This window comes from Flavobacterium soyangense, assembly GCF_015277675.1.
Classification (GTDB): domain Bacteria; phylum Bacteroidota; class Bacteroidia; order Flavobacteriales; family Flavobacteriaceae; genus Flavobacterium; species Flavobacterium soyangense.
On sequence record NZ_JADHEC010000005.1, the window covers coordinates 65202 to 83566 of the forward strand.

The window sequence follows — 18365 nt, forward strand, 5'->3', positions numbered from 1 at the left end:
TTAAGTATTAAATATTTTAGTTATATTTTCTTTAGAAAATCCGGCACTTCCCGTCATTCCTTTTCCGCCAATTCCTGTTATAATATGGATATTTTCATCTATTGTATGCTCAAAAATATCTTTGGTTTTACATTGCGAATACATGCCATACCATCTGTTTTGAATTTCATAATTAGGCAAATCAATAATTTTTTTGGCTTCTTGAATCATAAAATGATCAATATCCATGTCTAAATCGAAACCCAAATCATCTATATTTTTTGCATCTGCATAATGATGGGAATCGCCTAAAATTATGGAGCCATCTGCGGCTTGTTTGAACAATATATGCACACCCCATTTTTTTTCTGAAGCATCTGGATTTTCTTTTGCTTTGATTGCTTTAAAGGAAGGACATTCATAAAATGCCTCATATCTTCGGATAGATAATCCCGTAAGTATTGAGCCATCAAGTTTATAATTTTGCTGTGGTTTCGTCTGCATCATTTGCAACTTAGAAACCTCTAAATCACTTTCTCTAAAAAGTATTGGAAACAAATTTTTAAACTCGTTCCCATTGCAAATAATTACTTTACTGGCTAAAAATTCTTCATTGGCAGCACTCAAAAGGCAAACTCCTTTTATTGTAGTTTCACAATTAATAATACTTGTATTTGTGATTAGTTTTAGCCCCATTTTATGAATCATAAACTCTTGCAACCTGTAAATCATTGTTCGGGGTTCTACGGTAACTTCTTCAGGAAAAAACAATCCTGCTTTTACATAATCGGAACGCAAACCTGGATATTTATCTAAACATTCTTGTTTAGTCAACATTTGTGATGGATAATTATTCGATTGGTTAATTTGAGATAACTCTTCTATTAGCTGTATTTCTTCTTCATTCGAAGCTAAATAAACCGATCCGTTTTGACGTATTGAAATGTCAAATTGACTTTGAATTTCTTTATAAATCGCTAAACTTTCTCTTCCATAAGTTTGCCATTTTGAGTCCATTCCTGAAGGAACTACTTGTCCAAAATTTTGAATAGTCGCTCCTTTTGACATTTTATCTTTTTCTATAATTGCTACCCGAAGTCCTTTTTTCAAGGCATGATAAGCATGAAAAGTACCTAAAACTCCACTACCAACAATTATGAGATCATACAATGGTTTCATTTAATATTATTTTAAAATTTATACTTTCTGTTTTATCTTTTTTATGTTTTCTATCTAAATAAAGAATTGAACTGATGGTTACAACCAAACCAATACCAGCAACTATATAGGCGCTATACATAAAAAAATTTATCCATGATAAACTGGATTGCACAAAATTTTTATACAATAAAACAGCAACACTTCCTAAATAACCAAAGGCATCGGCAAGATAAATCAGGAAACCGGCATTGCCTTTTATTTTGAAAGCTCCTATAAAACGATCAAAAAGAAGGCAATTAAAAGGCACATAACAAATGTATAATCCGAAGCCCGAAACAACCATCCAGGTAAATGGGTTTAAATTTCCGGTTTGAAATAAATAGGTTGAAAATCCTAATGCAAGGCATCCTGTCAAAAGCAAAAATTGGTAAAAAAATAAGGCTTTCATATTATCTCGAAAATAAAATGCAAAACCTAATACCAATAATACAATAATAGCCACCAATGTTTCGGAACTGGAATATACGGATACATCCCCTTTATACCCCATCGTATCCCATAATTCACGTGAAAAATTATCCCTGAAATCTCTAAAAGCAGTCAGAAACGTGTAAAACAAAACCCATATTGTTATTGGAAATAAAAATTTCAACAACATATTTTTTCTGTCTTTTCCAGTCATCGGAATACGTTCGGAGCGCAGTTCAATATCCTCTTGGGTTGGTTTTGGGATTTTTTCTAATAACCAAGTAAAAAACAATAAAGGCAAAACAAATAATGCCCCTGTAATAGCCGGCATCCAGAACTCCGTAAAACCCCAAGTATCCATTACAAAAAAGCCAACGGATTTTACAACGCCACTAGAAACTATAAAACTGGTGCTCAATGATACCCCTAATATTTCGGTAAATTTTCGGCCTTCGAGATACGAAAAAACAATTCCCCAAATCATTCCTAAAGGAACCCCGTTCATAAACATAAAAGCAATATTAAATGGTTTAGGAATCAAAGCAAATAATACCAAAGCCAGTTCTGCAATAAGAATTAATCCTAGTAAATAATAAGCTCGTTGGCTTGCTTTTAATTCTGAAACCACTTTAATGCCTATGAATTTAGATAGTGCATAACCCAATACTTGTGCTATGATTAAAATAATTTTGTAATCAATATGAAATACTTCCATCCCCTCAAATGTGGCTACGCTAAAGGGTTTTCTAAAAGCATACATACAAAAATAAGCCCCAAACGAAGCCAGTGAAGCGTTTATTACAAAAGGGATATTCGATTTTTTTGCTAGCTTTTGCATTAGTTTTTAGATACTTTCATTGCATTTCCCTTCATCTCATCATCAATCCATTTGCTGTCTAACATCTGTAAAACGGTTGGTGCTATTTGGTTGGTGTACCATTGCTCCTCTTTCCCTTCTCCTGTTGTTTGTACATTAGGCCCTAAAATAGCCATCCAAGTTTGGTCTGCTCCTTTAACATTACTTCCATGATCTGTCCATTTAGACTCTTTTTCAGTTCCTGTGCCTCTTCCGTGATCGGTTGTAATAACAAAATAGGTATTGTCTTTATAAAATGGATCATTTTGGACATAGTTCCATAAATCTTCAATTAAGGCATCGGTGTTGTGTATTGATTTTGTATATAAATCAAAAAAACCTGCATGCGCAAAATCGTCTGTTTCACCGTAAGAAATGAAAACCAATTTTGGATGCTTCTTTTTGACATATTCTTTAGCAAAATGATGCGTGAAGACATCTAAACGAACACCTTCCCAAATAATGGGAGCTTGACGCTGTATTTCGTTTAAAAATTTTTCTTTTTCATTTAAACTACCCGCAGCATCCATATAACCTGCATTTATCGGAATTCCACTACGCTTATCATTGATGATGTACGGAAAAACATCCCAGCTCGTAAAAGCAGCCACTTTACCTTTGTACGCTTCAGCATTGTTTACTTTTTCCAAAAGGGTTTGATTTTTATTGTAGATTTTATCGTTGCTATTGACGTTCGCATCGTCGGCATTTCCGGTTAGAATCTCGTTGTATCCCGGATAAGAAAATGCCATTTTGTTGGTTAGGTTTACCTTACTGTCCTTGTTTCTATTTCCGTGTAATTGTCCTTTTTTTGCAATCGTATTCCAAAAGAAAGGCATTAGCAAAGTTCTATTTTCTTCGGTTGAGTTTCCCACAAACTTTTTGGTTAACCCTTCTTTATCTTGTGTGTAGGGACTATTTAACAACACAGGGTCTATGCCTGTAAATACATCTTGCCAGCGTACGCCATCTAAAGTGATTAAAAATACGTTAGGTTGCTTTACTGTTTTTTGTTGTGCTTGTGTTCCTAAAAAAAATAGTGTCAATAGGCTTGTGAATACAATTGATTTATTCATTTTATTTTTATTTTTTGATTTTGTACTGTGGTTAAACTTTCTTCCAAAATTCCTAAGGCTTCTTTGAGTTCGTCTCTACTAATGGCAGCTTGATTAATGCCATCAGGACTCAATCCATCAAAACCAATAATAACTACATGTTTTACTTTGGCCGATTCATAAATATTCTGAGAAAAACATGGCCAAAGGGAAAAATCCCTATGGCCAAGTAATATTTTATTTTATGTATCTTGATTATTTTAGCAACCACATTTTTGCATTGATATCGTCAGATCCACCATATTGGCTTGTTAATGCTGCATTAACATTAGCTTTATTGGTTTCGAATTCACTTTGTGGATATTTCCAACGCATAGGTATTTTACCTCCATTGTTATTAGCCGGACCAACATTAAAAGCAGGAATCCCTGTTCTTCTGTAATTGAAATAGGATTCTCTCTCAGAGTTTTGGAAAAAGGCTACATATTTTTGATTGAGAATTTGTGCTAAACCTAAAGCGTTATTCCCTTTATAAACCATATTTGAACTTGCTAAAAAAGTGTTGATGTCGCTAGTGGAAACAGAATAAAATTCCATAGAAGCTCTAATCCCTTGATTGTAATTAGCGGCGGCATCACCGGTAATCCAGCCTCTATTAATTGCTTCTGCAATCCCAAACTCTTGCTCAGGATAGCCAATTAAAATATAATTTTCTCCGCTGAAAGTGCTATAATATCTTTTTTCGTTAGGATATGAAAACTTCCCTTGGTCAGAAGCTACTTGCATAGCCCCTTGATCATCACCAGTATTCGCAGCGATATAAGCATTCAAATTCAATGGATCGGCTGCATTAAAGTAAAATTGGGCTGGATCAGCAATTTTATAGATTCTTGGATCATTATTTTGTTTTAAGATATCTAAATAAGTTCCCGCTAGTATATTTCTGTTTCTGTTGAAACCATAGTTACTTGGGTTTAAAACGTATTGATTTCCGTTCTCATCAGCAAAATGACGCAACATATTATCACTGGTTCCAGTCATTAATGGGTATTTTGTAGGGTTTGATACGATCAGATTGAATTGATTGACTACATCTATTTCAGTTGTTTTTTTGCTTAATCCAATTAAAACTCTTAAACGAAATGCATTAATTGTTTTTTGCCATTTACTTAAATCTCCTTTGTATAAAAAGTCTCCTTCTACATTTCCTGTTCCAACTTCTTTCTGTGCCAATGTTATTTGTGTATTTGAAGCTTCAAGAAGTGATAATATTTCAACGTAAACTGCCTTTTGGCTGTCATATTTTGGTTGAGTGATTTTTTCAGGAGTATTTGCTTTTAAAGCTTCCGACATTGGAATATCACCCATTCTTTTAGTCATATAGTCTAAAAAGTAAGCTTTGAAAAACTTTGACAAAGCGCCATATTTATTTTTGGTGTCTAAATTGGCAGCTTCTTTTTCCATTGCAATAACATTAGACATAGTGGTGTAACGGAAAGGGGCTGATCCCCAATTATAATCTTGGTCTCCATAATAATCAAAAGATATAGCCCAAAATTGGTTATCTCTTTGTGCTTCTGACCATGGGCCTTCATCACCTACATTATTCATGACTGTTAACACCTCAGTTAATAGTATTGAGGGTGGGACGCTTGTGGCTCTGTTAGGGTCATTGGCTAAATTATCAAAATTAGTACAGGAACTAACTAAGAAAATTAGTGCAAGGATGAGTACGTTTTTATAATTATTTATTGTTTTCATTTTTGTTATTTTTAAAATTTTAAGTTTAAGTTAAGACCATAACTTTTTACTGTAGGGGTTTGTAAAGGAGAGGTGCGTTCATTAACAAATTGATCTAAATCAATGTTTTTGTTTTTAGAAAAATACAATAAATCCCTGCCTATTAACGAAATTGAAGCGTCGGTAATAAATGATTTTTTTAGCACAGATTTAGGTAAATTATAGGTTAAACTTACTTCTCTTAATTTAAAGAAAGTTTTGTCTATAATATTGGCAGCAGTATTTCCATTATACGATTTAGCAAAATCTTGATAATAAATTTTTGTGGTGTTTGGTGCAAAAGTTCGTGTATCTGACAAGGTATTTCCTTGACCATCTGTCACTAAGCTTCCGCCTGTCACAACTACTCCTTCGGTTACGTATGATTTAACTCCTATAACATCATTCGCTCTTTCTGGAGTATCACTACCTTCATGAGTTCCACTTTGCCACATTTTTTTGTTTATGTAATTTTCTATTTTTCCGCCATATCGTCCGTCGAAAGTAAAGTTCAAGGCAAAACTTTTATAACTGACATTGTTAGTAACACCCAGTGTCCAGTCAGGGGCATAATTACCAACTTTAGTTTGGTATGAATTCACTAAAGGTTTTCCATTACTGCCTACGATTAAAGTTCCGTCTTTAGTTCTCATGAAATCATTGATGTAAAATCCGTCTACACGGTCTCCTATATTAATTTTTCCGTTATTGGTAATACCATTATAAACTTCTTTTAAATACTCTTTATAAGTGGACCAGTTTACGTTAAAATCCCAATTAAAGTTTTTGCTTTTAACTGGTTTAACAAATAATGAAACCTCTATACCTTTGGTTCTAGTGGTAATACCATTTTGTTTGCTACCCAGATATCCGGATGTTTCAGAATATTTTAAATCAAAAATTTGTGGTCCATTTGTGTTTTCAAAATAAGTCGCATCAAATCCAATTCTATTTTTATACATTTTTGTTTCTAAACCAAATTCTATGGTAGAACTAAAAGCGGGTTTTAAATCGGGATTTGACAAAATCTCCCCAACATAAGCTGCATTGTAAGTAGTACCGTCGATTGTAAAAGGATTTCTTAATCTATAAGTATCAAGATTGCTATATATATCTAATGAACCACCTACCTTAGCATAAGAACTTCTGATTTTTAAGTAATCAACATGAGGAATTTGAATTATTTCACTTAATATTGCACTTAAGCCAACTGAAGGATAGAAGAAAGTATTATTTTGTTTTGGCAGTCTTGAATCGGTATCAAATCTTCCGGTAGCTCCTAAAAATAAGAATGATTTATATGACATGTCAAACGAACCATATATACTATTTGTTTCAGAATGGCTGTTATAATTAGTTGGTTGTACTGGTGATTGAGTATTACTCAGGTTATATAAACCAGGAATAATCAAATAGTTTGTGGTAGCAAATAAATTTCTGTATTTTTTAGTGTTCGAATTAACTCCAACAGTAGCTTTAATATCAAAATTTTGAATAGATTTATTATAATTCAACATTAAATCTGAATAATTTTCAAATTTATAATCGTATTGTTCTTTGTAATCCCCTTGTGCTTTTTCTCTTCCATAAGTAGTCAATGAATATGGAATTTTTTCATCTCTAAACAAATTACTTAATGCCATATTAGTTCTTATGACCATGTTAAAATTGCTATTGAACTTATGATTCAAACTAATTTGTCCCGTATAATCATTTTTATAATAACCTCTTAACCATTCATAAGCTATAAAATATGGGTTGTTGTATCGAGTGTATTCAAAGTTCATTTGTTGCAAACCTTCTTTTCCTTTTTGCCAGTAGTCTTTCAAATCTCTAATATCATAATCAGGTCCCCCCCAAATAATTATGTTATATAAATAACTATTAGGGCCATATTGTACATTTGGATTATTTGGCGATGTCTGAAAATTGAAATTAGAACTTGCATCAACCCATGTATTCTCGCTAAGGTTATACCTGCCGCTTAAGTTGTAATTGTAGATATTCAATTTAGTGTTTGGATTAATCCCTTTTTGATACGTATTAGAAACCGAAAAACGAATATTACCCTTATCAGAAGAAGCTGCCAAAGCCAAGTTATTAGTAATTAAAAAACCATCTTCTATAAAATTTTTAAAGTTGTTTTTTCCTCTGGCCGTCCATGGTGTTGCAATTAAATTACCATTGGCGTCTAATGGACTATCATATTGAGTAATTAATTGTCCATTAAACTTTGGTCCCCATTGATCGTAATCAGCATCATTAATTCCTCCTCCTTTTCCGTCTTTAAAGGCATATTGTCCATAAGATCCAGGGCCATAAGAAGTTTGTGTTTTAGGAATGGCATTAAAACCAGATTGAAACAAGGAATTATGGTTGTACTCCACTACAAAGCCTTTAGTGTTTTTAGTTCCTCTTTTAGTGGTAATTTGTATCGCACCATTAACTCCGGATGCTCCATATAATGCGGCAGCAGTACCTCCTTTTAGCACATTGACACTTTCTATATCGTCAGGGCTAATGTTATAGGTATCTGTTGCTAATGGAACTCCATCTATAACAATAAGTGGCTTTTTCCCACGTAAGTACAATTTTGGGTCAGTGAAAAATTCGGATGATGCAGCAACAATTAAACCGGATACTTTACCCGCTAGAGAGTTCAAAACATTAGCATCTCTGCCTTTTGCTAAATCACCTTGAACTTCTTGAACAGAATAACCCAGTTTTTTCTTTTCTTTTTTTATCCCTAAAGCAGTTACAACTACTTCACTTAAACTTTCAGAATTGGCCTTAAGCACAATTACTGTAGTGGTTGATTTTGATGCATTAAAATCAACCGAATCATAACCAATATAGGAAATGGTTAAAATCTCATTTCCTTTTGGCAATTGAATTTCAAAATCACCATTCAAATCGGTCTCTACTGTTGTAGTGCCTCCTTTTATAAGAACAGTTGCTCCTGGCAATGATCCATTTTGTTCATCAACTACCTTACCTTTAAAAGTAGTTTTTTGAGCCATTATTAAAGATGTCGTCAACATCAATAATACAATCATACAATTTTTTAATTTTTTCATTGGACACTTAAATAGTTACTATTAGTTAATTTTACGGTACAAATATGATATATATTTTACTATTAGTAAACTTTTAAGTTTTAAGAAATCTTTAACAAGAGTATATAATTTTGTTAATTTAATGTTATTTAAATAGTTGGTTGGAGTACTAAAAATCTTCCGGTAGGGTGAAATAATTTAATACAAAAGCTGCTGTTTAAAAAAACAACGCTATTGAAGAGTTTTAAAATTATGAAAATAATTTTATAGAGATTGGCTAACTTTTAGTCAAGTCAAGATAAGATAAGTGTTCCGTTAACTATTTTTTCTTTTCCCTATTTTCTAACCTATTTTTATCCTGTTCTTTGCTTTCCCTAAACATATCTTCTTCATCATCAATTTTTGTAGATGATTTAACTGATTTCCAATCAAATTTTTCATCAAAAGGGCTCAGCGCCTTTTGGGGATTAAAAATTCTGGAATCTATCTCTACAGCCTGAAATGGTTTATAGTTTGGAGTTGAGTCAAATAGGTCGCTTAAATCTGTTGCTCCGGCATCATATTGGTTGAGGTACGGCATATCCAAAATGTTCCAGAAGGTTTTAAACAAACTGCCAAAACTATAATGTACGTGGCCTACATAATCCCTTTTTATCCAAGGAGAAATCAGCATAAGGATACTTCGATGTGCATCAACATGATCTACACCATTTTGCGCATCATCTTCGGTAATTACAATTAGCATATTTTTCCAATAAGGAGTTTTCGAAAGAAATTCCACAATGCGTCCAACAGCTAAATCATTGTCGGCCATATAGCTTTCCCTAAACGGATATCCTGTCTCCGGGTGTTCATCTCCCCCGTGGTCATTAGGAATAATAACGGTTGTAAAAGGAGGCATGACTTTATTTCCATCAATCCACTTTGAATTAAATTCTTTAATGAATTGGCTAACCCTGAATTGGTCGGGAATATCCATATTAAAAGTTGGATACATCTTTGATGTCCGATCAAAAAGCGATTTTGGCATTGGAAAATTGACAAATTGCTTGATGCCAGTGTATTTATATTCCGCTTTGTAAAGCGCGGGTTCAAACATAATGCTAAAACCAAAATTGTAAAAATTAACATTATGGCGTCCTAAATGATCCCATAAAGAACCAGCCTCATTATAATCTTCTGGATAAATGGCACCCGCCGCTCCATTCATGGCAAAAATACCGGGAGCTTTTGAATTTTCCTTAAAGGTTCTGCTTCCTCCATAACTCGATGCTGTAGCAGTTTCGCACCATTCGTTCGGATAGGTGTTAGTCAGCCATCTGTGCCCATCAGCAGATACATCTGAATCTACATAAAAATTGTCCGATATACTGAATTGTCTCGCCAAGGCCAGATGGTTTGGCATAACAGTGGCATCAGAAACCGAGTCTGTCTTTTTTTTGTTCGTAAAAGTGGCATTTGTACTATATCGAGCTATCGTCGCATCTCCATTACCATTTTTAATCTGCCCAAAAATTTCATCATAAGTCCTATTTTCTTTCGAAATAAATACGATGTGTTTTATCGGGCTTTCTTTTTCTCCAGGATAAAGTGGAATTGGATTATTGGCTCTATTCTTTAAAATTGGATCGGAGGCATCGGTGAATTTAAAGTTATTTGAAATAACCTGCTCTGTAGTTTCTTGTAATTGTTGATCGTTTGGAATATCTACCACTTGTACCGTCCCTTTCATTAATGATCCTATGTAACTCCCGTCAATACCTAATTTATAAGAAGCTCCTCCATTAGGGCCACTGCCAAAACCTTTGGCATTGGCAATAATCAATTTCTTCCCATCTTTACTTACCTCAATTTTCGAAGGAAACCATCCAGCGGGAATATGTCCCAAAACTTTTTGGTCTGAAACATTGATTACTGCAATGGCATTTATTCCTGCTTCGGCAACATATAATCTTTTTTGATCAGGGCTCAAAGCTAATCCAAAAGGAATAACGCCACGAAATTGCTTCATTCTTTCTTCCGGTTTAAGAAAAATTGTTTTGACAACCGAATCTTTTTCGATGGAAATCATCGAAATGTTATCATTGGTTCCGTTACTCACAAAGACATAATCATTCGTAGCTACAATCGAATTGGGACTCGAACCACCCACAGCTGGAATTCCTTCTATTAATGATCCAACTAAATGACCCGTTTTAATTTTTGCAACTACCTTGGGTTTTTGTAGATCTGCCAGACTAATTGCAAACACTGAAAAAGCATCAATTACATTAGGACTTCCCAAGCCTTTAATCGATAAGGAGTCATTTTCAATGCCATTTTCCATTTCTTTTGAACCATATTCAAAAGCGGGGTAGCTAATGGGTTTTATCTTAGCATCTTTCTCTTTTCCATCTTTTATGTAGGAGTATTCGAACATTCCAACATTGGCAACATAAATCTTTTTTTCATCTGGCGACAAACAAATCCCAAACGGATAACGTCCTACGGGAACCGAAAATTTTAGTTTTTTTGTTTCGGTATCCAAAACTACCATCCTGAAACCAATTTGGTCCACGGCATAAAGTGTTTTTCCGTCTTTCGACATTTTCATATCGCCAATATAACCATCGGAATAATCAGTATTTTCAGACTTGAAAGAGCAATCTATAGAATCCTTTTTGGCACCGGAATTCACGTCAAACAAATAAATTTTATTAGTTTGTCCTCCAGAAACATAAATGGTTTGGTTGTCAGGGGATATGGCTAGCCCCATAAATACGGAAGCTAAAACGCCTTTATCCGTGGCAGGACCTGGAGGAACTTGTCGTAATTCGGGATTTTTTGATACTATATTTTTGATAATTGTAATTGATAGGGGATTGGTGCCAGAATTTGCTGTAACCGCAATATTCCCGTTCGGACTCAATGCCAATCCATAAGGATGTGGAGCGGTGATTATGTTATTTCCGGCTGGAGTTATAAACCGTCCATTGGGAATCACGGTTTTTCCGTTTATATCTATTTTTGTCACTTGGTTTCCACTAGGAGCTGAAATTATCCAATTGGGTTTACTTTTGGTAATATTTTTAAAACTGCAGGCGGTCAAAAGGCATAAAAGTAGTGATTGTAGAATTGTTTTCATAAATTTTGGATAATGGAAATATTTTGGTAAAAAAAGAGACTTTTTAAGGTCTTACAATTTTATGCAAAAAAAAGGATATAAAAATACTGCTTATGTTACCTTTATAATAATTTTTAAATGTCGAAAAATCTGTCCTTATTAAAAAATTTCTCAATATAATATTGGTTTCAAAAAGTTTTTACCTTTTTACTACCAATGCAGTTAGGTCTCAATAGATTATTTTTCTTCAATTTTTAAATTAATTTGCTGAGCCACAGGAATATTAACTCCTGAAGAATCCATTTTAAAAATCAATAAAATTAGAATATCCGCTTTTAACTAAAAATTAATATATGTTTGGCTTTGGTTCTTTTTAAAATAATGTACTTTTAAAACCTATGAAAAACACCATCAAAAAAGGATTTTATTTCAAGACCTACGAAGCGCCATTCCAGTCTCCGTTTGAGAAACTCTTTTCGATATTCAAGGAGTTAATCACGCACACTTCGGGCGATTTTGACGAAGCCATTGATTGGTTGCGGGAATTGGACAAGGAATACAAACTCACCGATGAACACTATACCATCGATGATTTTATCGAAGATTTAAAGAAAAAAGGGTATATCAGGGAAGAACTCAAAGACGACGGAACCTCAGGAATTGGCATTACTGCAAAAACAGAGCGAGCCATTCGTCAGCAGGCCTTAGACAATATTTTTGGGAATTTAAAACGTTCAGGAACCGGAAACCATAAAACAGAACACGTAGGAAACGGTGACGAACATACCGGAGAATTTCGTGAATTTCATTTTGGGGATGGATTAGAACGAATTTCCTTAACCGAAAGTCTGCGAAATGCCCAAATCAACAATGGTGTTGCTGATTTTATGCTTACCGAAAATGATTTAGTCGTCGAAGAAACCCAATACAAATCCCAAATGAGCACAGTGCTGATGATTGACATCAGCCACAGTATGATATTGTATGGCGAAGATAGAATCACGCCTGCCAAGAAAGTGGCGATGGCTTTAGCCGAATTAATTACCACGCGCTACCCAAAAGATACCTTGGATATTCTCGTTTTTGGAAATGATGCCTGGACGATTGCTATCAGGGATTTACCGTATTTAAAGGTAGGACCTTTTCACACCAATACCGTCGCAGGTTTGCAACTGGCAATGGATTTACTCCGCAGAAAACGCAACACCAACAAGCAAATTTTTATGATTACCGACGGCAAACCAAGTTGTGTCCGCGAAAAAGACGGTACCTATTATATGAACAGTAATGGTCTCGACGAATACATTGTCGATAAATGCTACAATGAAGCCCAGCAAGCCCGAAAATTGCACATTCCAATCACGACTTTTATGATTGCCAAAGATCCGTATTTGCAACAATTCGTAAATAAATTTACCGAAGCCAACCAAGGGAAAGCATTTTACACCGGATTAAAAGGTCTGGGCGAAATGATTTTCGAAGATTATGAAACCAATCGAAAAAAAAGAATTAAATAGTTGGGCGTTTCCCTTCGGGTCGGGCTATTCGTTTCAATCTTTTTTTCGGCAAAAAGCCTCAAAAAAGGATTTCCACTTCTATCCCTAACGCAAACCGTAACCTTAAAACAATATCAATTTCAATTTCAATAAAAAAATAAATGAACAATATAAACACACTAGGCGAATTAAAAAAATCAGGATATAAATCCAAAAGTATCAAAGACGAATTGCGTAACAACTTGCGAGAGAAAATCAAGTCAGGCAAACCCACATTCGAAGGCGTTTATGGTTTTGAAAACACCGTAATTCCCGAATTGGAACGCGCTATTTTATCACGTCACAACATCAATTTACTGGGACTTCGCGGTCAGGCCAAAACCCGATTGGCGCGAAAAATGATTGAATTATTAGACGAATACATTCCGTTTGTGACCGGTTCAGAAATTAATGACGATCCGTTGAATCCAATTTCTCGTTTTGCCAAAGATGTTATTGCCGATAAAGGCGATCAAACTCCCATCTCGTGGTTGCACCGTAGTGAGCGTTTCTTCGAAAAACTCGCCACGCCAGATGTCACCGTTGCCGATTTAATAGGCGATGTCGACCCGATAAAAGCAGCCAATTTAAAATTGTCGTATGCAGATGACCGCGTGATTCATTTTGGAATGATACCAAGAGCCAACCGTAGCATTTTTGTCATCAACGAATTACCCGATTTGCAAGCCAGAATTCAGGTGGCTTTGTTCAATATTTTGCAGGAAGGCGACATTCAAATTCGAGGATTTAAACTGAGAATGCCACTCGATATGCAATTTATTTTCACCGCAAATCCGGAAGATTATACCAATCGGGGTAGTATTGTAACGCCTTTAAAGGACAGAATAGGTTCCCAAATCCTAACGCATTACCCGGAAACTATTAAAATCGCCCGAACCATCACGGAACAGGAAGCTAAATTGGATGCCATTCAAAGTGATTTGGTTTACGTGCCTTCTTTAGCCAGAGATTTATTGGAACAAATCAGTTTTGAAGCCCGTGAAAGCGAATACATTGACAACAAAAGTGGCGTAAGTGCCAGACTGAGTATTACGGCTTTTGAAAATTTGTTGAGTACCGCCGAACGTCGCGCCTTAAAATCAGGTGTGGATAAAACCAGTTTGCGCTTGTCAGACTTTATGGGAATTATACCATCAATTACCGGAAAAGTAGAGTTAGTGTATGAAGGAGAGCAGGAGGGAGCTGCCGTTGTGGCACAGCATTTAATTGGTGATGCGATTCATACTTTTTTTCCGGCTTATTTTCCTAAAATCGAAAAACTCGAAAAACAAGAAGAAAAAACTCCTTATTCAGATATCTTAGAATGGTTTTTTGCCGAAAGCGGTTTCGAATTATTGGATGATGTTTCAGATCAGGAATACAAAACTATTCTGGACAGCATTGCTCCACTGGAAGTTTTAATCAAAAAATACCAGCCGCAACTGGATAAAGAAGACCATTATTTTATGAAAGAATTCATTCTTTGGGGATTGGTCGAATACAATAAATTGAGCAAAGAAAGACTGACCGAAGGCTATCAGTTCAAAGATTTGTATGGCAATTACATCAGCAAGTTGTAAGATTCAAAAAGGGCTTAGTTAATTCTAAGCCTTTTTTTATAGAAAGATTTATTTTAGTGTTACTTCCTTTCTCATCACCATCATTATTTGTCATTGCGAGCGCAGCGCAGCAATCTGACGAACGCTTAACTTCTTTATTTCTATTCCTTTTATAAATTATTAATTGCATAAAATACAATCCTTATCGTAGTATCCATTTCTTTTAGCCCAATCCAGACATTCTGCCTTAGTGGTGTGGCATGGAGTAAAATCAAAACTATCCACAGTCCATTTTCCTGTTCCCGCACATTTACCACAAAAATGAAGGTCAATATCTCCAACGAAAGCATCACCACTACAGCTGTTATTAAATAGCGTAACAATTAAAAATACAATCAGAATATATCTGTTCCTTTTCATAATTTAATAAGGCATTAAAACACTAAAAATCAATATATTAAAGTTACTTAATTTTTTTATGATACACTATAAAAGAGTAGTTTATTACGGTTTACAAGTTGTTTTAAATAAGTTTCTTTTTCATTTTGGTTTAGTTATGAGAAAAATCGTTTGTAAAAAAATATAACTGTAATTATCGCTCCAATTAGAATTATAAAATAACGCAAGGTTTCCTGTTTGATTTGCCTTGTTAGTTTTGCACCATAAAACCCTCCAATTAAAGCACCAGCAAGCATCACTAATGTGTATTGCCAAGTTACAATTCCTGAAAAGATGTATGCAAAAGCCGCAATACCGTTGTTGAACGATACTAATATTACTTTGATACCATTCATTTCATTTAGATTTTTTAAACCAATTAATGAAAATGCTGTAAGTATTATCATTCCTAAGCCTGCTCCAAAATAACCACCGTAAATGCCTATAAAAAACATACAAACAATATGAAGGTAATTGGGCTTTACGAAGCTAAAATCGGTTGTATTGGTCGAAAAATAGTTTCTTAATTTGTTACTAAAAACAAAAAGTAACCAAGTAAATAATAAAAAAAAAGGCACGAAATTGCTAAAAACCTCTGAAGTTGTATTTAGGAATAAATAAGCTCCAACAAAACCTCCTACTGAAATAACAATAATAAAATACAAAATGAATTTTACTGATAATTTTATATCTTTTTTGTAAGCAATTGCACTTGTAATATTTCCGGGCCACAATGCCACGGTACTAATCCCGTTTGCGTTTATTAGTGGGATATTACAGAATATTAGGGACGGATAGGAAATAAAACCACCACCACCAGCAACTGCATTTAAAGAACTACCAACTATGGCTGCCAAAAAGAGAATTATAAAAGTAACTAAATCCATTTAGTATTTTTTTTGATTTGATTAAAATTGTGATTGTTAAACCACGCAAAACTTACACGACTAATTTTTAAGTTTTGTCATAATAGTTTTGCGTGATTTTAATTATTTTAAGACTAAACAGCTAAAAAGTTTCTGATTTTATCTGTTATTTCTTGTTCAAAACTTTCGAGAGCAAAATGTCCCGTGTCAAAAAGATTAAAATCGATATTTTTTAAATCTTTCTTGTAAGCTTCTGCTCCTGCAACTGGAAAAATATAATCGTCTTTTCCGTAAACAATTAGAGTTCTTGGTTGGTGCGCTCTAAAATAAGCTTGCCATTTTGGATATAATTTTACATTATTTTGATAATCATAAAACAACGCCAATTGGATTTCGTTATTTCCTTCTCTTAAGATGTGTCTTAAATCCACTTCCCAGTTGTCGGGAGACACTAATTCTGGTTGAGGTACGCCGTGTGTGTATTGCCATTCAATTCCTCCGGGACTGTGAAAACCTTCAAGTGTTTTTTCGGCTTCTTTATCTTCTTTATTTTTCCAATAAGCTTTAAAAGGATCCCAGAAGGTTTCTAATCCTTCTTCGTAGGAACAACCATTTTGGATAATTAAATTTTCAATTCTTTCTGGGTTTTCGGAAGCAATTCTAAATCCTACAGGCGCACCATAATCCATTAGATACAAACTGAATTTTTTGATTTCTAATTGTTCCAAAAGTGTTTCCACAATTTTTGCAAAGTTCTCAAAAGTATAGTCAAAATCAGCAATTGATGGTTGCTCACTTCTACCATAGCCAGGATAATCCGGTGCAATAAGATGGTACTTGTCTGATAAGTTTCGCAATAAATTGCGATACATATGAGATGATGTTGGATAACCGTGTAATAATACTAATACTGGTTTTCCTTTTTGTCCTGCTTCACGGTAGAAAATATTGATACCGTTTACTTTAGTCGTAAGATGTTTTACTTGACTCATTTTTTTTTGTTTTTAACAATTAATTAATAATTCCGTTTGTTCGATGGTTTTGCGCTTCGGTTAATATTATTTACCGAACGTTCGGAAAGTTTTTTACGCAAATTTTTTTATTCTTTTTTGTATATATTTTGAATAGATTTTAGAACTGCTTTATAGGAGTTGTTCAATAGTTTATCATTTAAGTCTATATTTATTACCGAACGTTCGGTAATAATTTTATGCAAATTTTTTTTATTCTAGTTTGTACATATCTTGAATAGATTTTAGAGCGGCTTTATAAGGGTTCGTTGAATTTAGCCCTTTGGATACAATCAAACTTCCTTGAATATTTACCAACACTTGATAAGCTTTTTCTTGTGCAACAGCATCCTCGTACCCACAATCTTTACCAAAAGCCGTAAATCCATTTATCCAAAGTTGCATCGTTTCTTTTATTTGTTCGCCAAATATTTCGATACCTGTATTCATAGATAATGATCTTAAAATACAAATCGATTCTCCGTCATTGTACAAGTTGTTTATGTTTTTTATGGCCTCATTCAAGCGTTCTGCGGGAGTTATTGACTGATTAATAAGTAACAAATAAATATTTTTGTGTATCCATTCGTTTACATAATTAAGTACAGCCGATGTGATTTCTTTTTTTCCAGCAGGAAAACGATGGTACAAACTTGCTTTCTGTAATCCAGAAGATTCTGCCAATTCATTAAGGCTTGAACCATCGTAGCCTTTAGAACTTAATACAGACATTAATCCTATTAACAATGCTTTATCTTCTACTTTTTGTGGTCTCATAGTGCAAATGTAAACAAATAATTTAAATTACCGAACGATTGGTATAATAATTATTATTATTTTGAAAATTAATTCCTTTTCTTGAAGCTATATTAGTGTAAACTCCTTTGAATAATAGTTTTATGAAATTATCTTTTGTATTTGCTTTCTCAACTCTGGCAACACTTCTACATCAAAACTTAGGATTTTTTGGCTTGCCAAATATTATTTCTTGCAAAAAAATGTGGCAAAACAATGTATTTGGGCAAATATTCTTCGAAACTTATGACGGTTTCCGTAAGTGTGTTTTTTTGTCTCAGTGCAGCAATCTCACAAACCTTTAGTCTCTTTATTTCTATTCCTTTTATAAATTATTAATTGCATAAAATACAATCCTTATCGGAGTATCCATTTTTTTTAGCCCAATCCAGACATTCCGCCTTAGTGGTGTGGCACGGGGTAAAATCAAAACTATCCACGGTCCATTTTCCTGTTCCCGCACATTTACCACAAAAATGAAGGTCAATATCTCCAACGAAAGCATCACCACTACAGCTGTTATTAAATAGCGTAACAATTAAAAATACAATCAGAATATATCTGTTCCTTTTCATAATTTAATAAGGCATTAAAATACTAAAAATCAATACATTAAAGTTACTTAATTTTTTTATGATACACTATAAAAGAGTAGTTTATTATGGTTTATTATGATTAATTTAATTTATTACAAGTCTTAAATTT

Annotated in this window: 13 protein-coding genes; 2 read left to right on the forward strand and 11 right to left on the reverse strand. The window is 34.0% G+C overall.

Annotated features, from left to right (window positions below):
- The 6 genes from IR213_RS03825 to IR213_RS03850 all read right to left on the reverse strand — a co-directional run bounded on the left by IR213_RS03825 (position 1) and on the right by IR213_RS03850 (position 11478).
- Positions 1-1158 (reverse strand): TIGR03364 family FAD-dependent oxidoreductase, encoded by a 1158-nt coding sequence (locus IR213_RS03825; protein WP_194310984.1) that lies wholly within the window; start codon positions 1156-1158, stop codon positions 1-3.
- Positions 1142-2446: a DUF5690 family protein gene (locus tag IR213_RS03830; protein ID WP_194310985.1), complete on the reverse strand. Its 1305-nt coding sequence runs from the start codon at positions 2444-2446 to the stop codon at positions 1142-1144. The genes IR213_RS03825 and IR213_RS03830 overlap by 17 nt, the downstream gene beginning before the upstream one ends.
- Positions 2446-3540, reverse strand: a complete 1095-nt coding sequence (locus IR213_RS03835; RefSeq protein WP_194310986.1) for a sulfatase-like hydrolase/transferase — start codon at positions 3538-3540, stop codon at positions 2446-2448. The genes IR213_RS03830 and IR213_RS03835 overlap by 1 nt, the downstream gene beginning before the upstream one ends.
- A 234-nt stretch (positions 3541-3774) precedes the next feature.
- Positions 3775-5280 carry a SusD/RagB family nutrient-binding outer membrane lipoprotein gene (locus IR213_RS03840; RefSeq protein ID WP_194310987.1) on the reverse strand — a complete coding sequence of 502 codons (1506 nt, stop codon included), beginning with the start codon at positions 5278-5280 and terminating at the stop codon, positions 3775-3777.
- Between the two features lie 11 nt (positions 5281-5291).
- Positions 5292-8375 (reverse strand): SusC/RagA family TonB-linked outer membrane protein, encoded by a 3084-nt coding sequence (locus tag IR213_RS03845; RefSeq protein WP_194310988.1) that lies wholly within the window; start codon positions 8373-8375, stop codon positions 5292-5294.
- A 298-nt stretch (positions 8376-8673) separates the two neighbouring features.
- A complete protein-coding gene (locus tag IR213_RS03850) occupies positions 8674-11478 on the reverse strand; it encodes a bifunctional YncE family protein/alkaline phosphatase family protein (RefSeq protein WP_228479080.1) in 2805 nt (934 codons plus the stop codon).
- Between the two features lie 377 nt (positions 11479-11855).
- Here IR213_RS03850 and IR213_RS03855 point away from each other — a divergent pair, with 377 nt between their 5' ends.
- Together IR213_RS03855 and IR213_RS03860 are read left to right on the forward strand one after the other, a co-directional pair.
- The gene (locus IR213_RS03855; RefSeq protein WP_194310989.1) at positions 11856-12974 is read left to right on the forward strand and encodes a vWA domain-containing protein; all 1119 of its coding nucleotides are present in this window, start codon (positions 11856-11858) and stop codon (positions 12972-12974) included.
- 140 nt (positions 12975-13114) lie between these two features.
- Entirely contained in the window at positions 13115-14572 is a 1458-nt protein-coding gene (locus IR213_RS03860; protein WP_194310990.1) for an AAA family ATPase, read from the forward strand.
- A gap of 159 nt (positions 14573-14731) precedes the next feature.
- On the opposite strand, the gene IR213_RS03865 is transcribed toward IR213_RS03860, so the two are convergent.
- The 5 genes from IR213_RS03865 to IR213_RS03885 all read right to left on the reverse strand — a co-directional run bounded on the left by IR213_RS03865 (position 14732) and on the right by IR213_RS03885 (position 18235).
- On the reverse strand, positions 14732-14971 hold the full coding sequence (locus IR213_RS03865; RefSeq protein ID WP_194310991.1) for a hypothetical protein: 240 nt from the start codon (positions 14969-14971) through the stop codon (positions 14732-14734).
- Between the two features lie 134 nt (positions 14972-15105).
- Positions 15106-15876 (reverse strand): sulfite exporter TauE/SafE family protein, encoded by a 771-nt coding sequence (locus IR213_RS03870; RefSeq protein ID WP_194310992.1) that lies wholly within the window; start codon positions 15874-15876, stop codon positions 15106-15108.
- 113 nt (positions 15877-15989) lie between these two features.
- Positions 15990-16847: an alpha/beta fold hydrolase gene (locus IR213_RS03875; RefSeq protein ID WP_194310993.1), complete on the reverse strand. Its 858-nt coding sequence runs from the start codon at positions 16845-16847 to the stop codon at positions 15990-15992.
- A gap of 231 nt (positions 16848-17078) precedes the next feature.
- The gene (locus tag IR213_RS03880) at positions 17079-17642 is read right to left on the reverse strand and encodes a TetR/AcrR family transcriptional regulator (RefSeq protein ID WP_194310994.1); all 564 of its coding nucleotides are present in this window, start codon (positions 17640-17642) and stop codon (positions 17079-17081) included.
- Positions 17643-17995: 353 nt separating this feature from the next.
- Positions 17996-18235, reverse strand: a complete 240-nt coding sequence (locus tag IR213_RS03885) for a hypothetical protein (RefSeq protein WP_194310995.1) — start codon at positions 18233-18235, stop codon at positions 17996-17998.
- Positions 18236-18365: the final 130 nt, after the last annotated feature.

Coding starts and splice junctions, on each gene's coding strand:
- IR213_RS03850 (WP_228479080.1), bottom strand. CDS start 11,478: ATGAAAACAATTCTACAATCACTACTTTTATGCCTTTTGACCGCCTGC.
- IR213_RS03885 (WP_194310995.1), bottom strand. CDS start 18,235: ATGAAAAGGAACAGATATATTCTGATTGTATTTTTAATTGTTACGCTA.
- IR213_RS03860 (WP_194310990.1), top strand. CDS start 13,115: ATGAACAATATAAACACACTAGGCGAATTAAAAAAATCAGGATATAAA.
- IR213_RS03835 (WP_194310986.1), bottom strand. CDS start 3,540: ATGAATAAATCAATTGTATTCACAAGCCTATTGACACTATTTTTTTTA.
- IR213_RS03865 (WP_194310991.1), bottom strand. CDS start 14,971: ATGAAAAGGAACAGATATATTCTGATTGTATTTTTAATTGTTACGCTA.
- IR213_RS03870 (WP_194310992.1), bottom strand. CDS start 15,876: ATGGATTTAGTTACTTTTATAATTCTCTTTTTGGCAGCCATAGTTGGT.
- IR213_RS03825 (WP_194310984.1), bottom strand. CDS start 1,158: ATGAAACCATTGTATGATCTCATAATTGTTGGTAGTGGAGTTTTAGGT.
- IR213_RS03880 (WP_194310994.1), bottom strand. CDS start 17,642: ATGAGACCACAAAAAGTAGAAGATAAAGCATTGTTAATAGGATTAATG.
- IR213_RS03845 (WP_194310988.1), bottom strand. CDS start 8,375: ATGAAAAAATTAAAAAATTGTATGATTGTATTATTGATGTTGACGACA.
- IR213_RS03840 (WP_194310987.1), bottom strand. CDS start 5,280: ATGAAAACAATAAATAATTATAAAAACGTACTCATCCTTGCACTAATT.
- IR213_RS03875 (WP_194310993.1), bottom strand. CDS start 16,847: ATGAGTCAAGTAAAACATCTTACGACTAAAGTAAACGGTATCAATATT.
- IR213_RS03830 (WP_194310985.1), bottom strand. CDS start 2,446: ATGCAAAAGCTAGCAAAAAAATCGAATATCCCTTTTGTAATAAACGCT.
- IR213_RS03855 (WP_194310989.1), top strand. CDS start 11,856: ATGAAAAACACCATCAAAAAAGGATTTTATTTCAAGACCTACGAAGCG.